Genomic DNA, 530 nt, shown 5'->3' on the forward strand with positions numbered 1-530 from the left:
AAGTCGCTGTCGTTCTCAAAATCGGTGGAGCTGCATGACAAAGTCATCGGGCATTATCTGAACATAAAACACTATCAATAAGTTGGAGTCATTACCTCTGTATTGGTAACGCCGCAGATATTCTGTTTAGCCACAGGTGCAATTATCAGCGGCGTACGCGAGGCAGGGGCTAATCAGGCATAGTTTGCGTCAAACCTTGCCTGTTTTTGAAGATGTATATAGAAAAACAGGCGTTCAACAAGCCATTTTGCGAACCTGTTCCCGGAAAAAAGTCATATTTCTGTCACACTCTTTAGTGATTGATAACAAAAGAGGTGCCAGGAATGAACAAAACGCTAATCGCCGCAGCTGTGGCAGGGATAGTTTTACTCGCTTCAAACGCTCAGGCACAAACCGTACCGGAAGGCTATCAGCTACAGCAAGTGCTCATGATGAAGTGGTCAACAAAAACTGGCCACCGAGTTAGAGTTTTTCCAGTATCGATTTTCCGATTCGTTTGGGGGTAACCCACCGTTATATTCGTGCGGTCT

Annotated in this window: 1 protein-coding gene and 1 pseudogene; both read left to right on the forward strand. The window is 45.3% G+C overall.

The genetic code is table 11. The features are described from left to right. Positions 1 to 81, forward strand: an 81-nt coding sequence (locus BFF42_RS20470; protein WP_000618533.1) for an IS1 family transposase, incomplete at its 5' end; no start/stop codon positions are given. 242 nt (positions 82 to 323) lie between these two features. After that, positions 324 to 434: pseudogene (locus BFF42_RS27980) on the forward strand (hypothetical protein); the annotation flags it as partial. Between the last annotated feature and the right edge of the window lie 96 nt (positions 435 to 530).

This window comes from Shigella sp. FC1661 (assembly GCF_001712525.1).
Lineage (GTDB): Bacteria > Pseudomonadota > Gammaproteobacteria > Enterobacterales > Enterobacteriaceae > Escherichia > Escherichia coli.